The organism is Methylophaga sp. UBA1464, assembly GCF_002325665.1.
In the GTDB taxonomy this organism is placed as follows: domain Bacteria; phylum Pseudomonadota; class Gammaproteobacteria; order Nitrosococcales; family Methylophagaceae; genus Methylophaga.
Genome location: NZ_DCSO01000022.1, coordinates 26,271 through 29,494, shown reverse-complemented (window position 1 = coordinate 29,494; position 3,224 = coordinate 26,271). Strand labels below are relative to the sequence as shown.

Sequence of the window (3,224 nt, the reverse complement as noted above, 5' to 3'; positions counted from 1 at the left end):
GTGTGGGTCGTCTGGATAATAGTGAAGTGGAGATCCGTTCAGGCCTGACCACTAAGGACCGCGTGATCCTCAATCCCAATGCCAGATTGAATGCGGGTGCTGAAATCATTATCGCGGAGTAGCTTTACAGCTGTTTTCAGGGTGTCTGCTAACTGCCTAACAGGTTGTCAGCGCACTGACAACAGATCCTGCCAGCGGGTCGTATAACCCGGACTTTTTCTTTCCTGTTTCATTTTCCAGGGACGCTTAAATCCCTGATTAGCCAGTTGTAAAGCGTCTTTACCCATACAGGCATTAATATTATCCATCACTGTCATCAACTTACCGGATTTTGGATCCTGATTGAGGGCAAACAAATCCTGCTGCTGACCGCTTTTCGGCTGCAATTCGGTGAGCATAATGCCGGCTTTGGCGTAGTTAAAACCGTGACGATACATCTGTTTCAATGCTGTCAGTGCATGTTTGACTAATACTCTGGTGTCATCTGAAGCCATCGGCAAAGCCACCATCATGCTGTTGCCATAATACGCATCCCCCTCTCGATAGGGACTGGTGCGGATATACACCTGAATCATCCGCGCCACTGAGTACTGTCGCCGCAGTTTTACAGCAGCACGGCTGGTATACAGACTGATGGATTCGGCCAGACTGTTCATATCCGTCACGGGAATACCAAAGCTTCTGGAACTCAAGATCTGCTTTTTGTCACTGATGGAATATTCCAGCTCCAGACAGCTGATACCGTTGAGTTCACGTACGGTTTTTTCCATCAACACACTGTATTGGCGTCGCAGGGTTTCAGCATTGGCTTGTTTTAAATCCAAAACGCTGAGAATGCCCTGCGTTTTCAACTTCACTGCCAGTTTACGACCCACGCCCCACACCTCACCTACATCCAGATCGGCAAGTAAATGGTTAAGTTGTTTAGGACTTAACTGATTAAAGTCACAAACCCCATCATATTCAGGCAGCTTTTTAGCACAATGATTGGCCAGTTTGGCAAGCGTTTTACTGGCACCTATGCCGACACTGACCGGCAACCCTGTCCATTGCCCGACACGGTGACGGATCTGCTGACCATATTGCAGTAAATCCAGATGTTGAAAACCGCTCAGATCCAGAAAACACTCATCAATCGAGTATACCTCCTGATCCGGCGAAAACTGGTTGAGAATCCGCATCACCCGGTTACTCATATCGGCATACAACGCATAATTGGATGATAAAGCGATGATCTGATGCTGTTGCACCAGCGGTTTGCACTTGAACCACGGCGCGCCCATCGGCACGCCCAGTGCTTTGGCTTCATTACTTCTTGCCACCGCACAGCCATCATTATTACTGAGCACCACTACCGGTTTACCGGCCAGTTTTGGGTTAAATACCCGCTCGCAGGAAACATAAAAGTTATTGACGTCGATTAGGGCAATACTGCGTGACATTATCACTTAAAACGCCTGAATGAGCCGGTGACGACGCCCCAGATTTCAAACTGCATACCATCCTTGATTTCAATCGGCTGATACTCGCCGGACTGATTGGATGGCAGTAATCGTGGGGCACCCTCTTTGGTTTTCGCCAGCAGTTTAATGGTAAATTCGCCATCAACTACTGCCAGCACAATATCGCCGATACTGGCATTCTTGGCGCGATTCACCACCGCTTTGTCACCCGGCAATAAACCACTATCAATCATCGAATAACCCTGAATGGTGACAAAAAATGTCGCCTCCTCATCATCAATCAGAAACTCATTGGGATCCAGCCGCTTCTCGACATGTTCATCTGCAGGCGAGGGAAAACCCGCCGCAACTTTGGAACTGAATAAGGGCCAGCTGCGTTTGGCCGGCGTAATGACGGGGCGTTCAAATACAGTTGGCTCGTCTACCATGTGTGGAGATTGGTTCTGGGTGGACTGATAACGTCGATAGGCTTTCAGAAAGTCAGCAATCACCGGTTTTTGACTTTGAGGAATCCGCATCACCGTTGTCGGCTCTTTGATAGCCGAACCTTTCTTTCGTCCGGCACCAGCACGCCGACCGCCATGCGTATTTGAGCGAATTGTCATAAATCACTTGATTAATTGAAACAGTTAATCAAGTGTACGAATCACTTCCCGAACAGGCAAGGAAAAATTCACTAGCTGAATAACAACACGCTCCAGATAAGGCCAATCAATACGATAATAAAAACCGATGCACCGATTTTATGTTCTTCAAACAGGTTTTGCGCCTGATTACCAAACAGACAGACCAATAAGCCCAGACCAAAATAACGCAGCCCACGGGAAACGATGGTAGCCAGCATATACAGCAAAAATGCGTAGCCGGTTGCTCCGGCCGCCAGCATGGCAATCTGAAATGGAATCGGCGTCACGCCGACACTCAGGACATACCAGAAACCATGTAAATGAATCTGCTGCCGAATGGATTCAAACTGCTCTGGCGTCGACAACAGCGCAATCATTTGCTCACCGATCAGACCAAACACAAAATAGCCAATCGCATATCCTAACGCCGCGCCGATAATACAGCCCAGTAACGCCATGGCACTGATGGCCCAGAGCAGCTTCCGGCGTGCCTGCATCAGTGGAATCAAAATGGTTTCCAGCGGAATCGGCACAATCAACGACTCCATAAAAGAAGCAAAAGCCACCCCCCATAGCATATGTTTGGAATTGACCAACCGCGAACCCAGCTGTTTGAATTTTTTCAAGTGACTTGATTTCCTGTCTTGGATAAGTAACTCAAAACCCGATACTTATATGATGCCAGCCAGACCATAAAAAAATTAAGTGAATCCAACTGTAAATAACCTGGGATCAGACAGGTTTTCATAACGGAATAACCATTGTCTGAAACACTATGTTGATTGGAAACGGCTCAAATCAGCGGGTATTCATGCTCTGCATAAAAGCGCTGATGCACAACCTCAATCCTTAACCGATCTCCGGCTTCAATAAATTGCAACGGCTGACTGACTTCATCAATCCACTGCTGTGCCTGTTCCGCTTTAATAAAACTGCAGATATCGCCTATCGGCCAGTGAAAATACACTTCGCGTTGTTTCTTTTCAGCTAACACCGCAGGATCCGTGGTGTCTGGAAGTGGAATATACGAACTGAAAATCTCCAATCCCCCCTGCTGCTCCGGATCATTTGCATTGTATTCCAGTGAAATATCCCAGCCGCGTACCAGTCCATTATCGGCATCACCACGTTCAAA

Annotated in this window: 3 protein-coding genes and 1 pseudogene; all 4 read right to left on the bottom strand. The window is 47.6% G+C overall.

All coding sequences use genetic code 11. The features are described 5' to 3' along the window. Positions 1–167: 167 nt before the first annotated feature. The gene (locus B3O33_RS02325) at positions 168–1,442 is read right to left on the bottom strand and encodes a Y-family DNA polymerase (protein WP_292359290.1); all 1,275 of its coding nucleotides are present in this window, start codon (positions 1,440–1,442) and stop codon (positions 168–170) included. Positions 1,443–1,444: 2 nt separating this feature from the next. Next, positions 1,445–2,068 (bottom strand): LexA family protein, encoded by a 624-nt coding sequence (locus B3O33_RS02320; RefSeq protein WP_292359097.1) that lies wholly within the window; start codon positions 2,066–2,068, stop codon positions 1,445–1,447. A 71-nt stretch (positions 2,069–2,139) separates the two neighbouring features. After that, positions 2,140–2,715 (bottom strand): YqaA family protein, encoded by a 576-nt coding sequence (locus B3O33_RS02315; protein WP_292359095.1) that lies wholly within the window; start codon positions 2,713–2,715, stop codon positions 2,140–2,142. A gap of 167 nt (positions 2,716–2,882) precedes the next feature. Further along, positions 2,883–3,224: pseudogene (locus B3O33_RS02310) on the bottom strand (hypothetical protein); the annotation flags it as partial.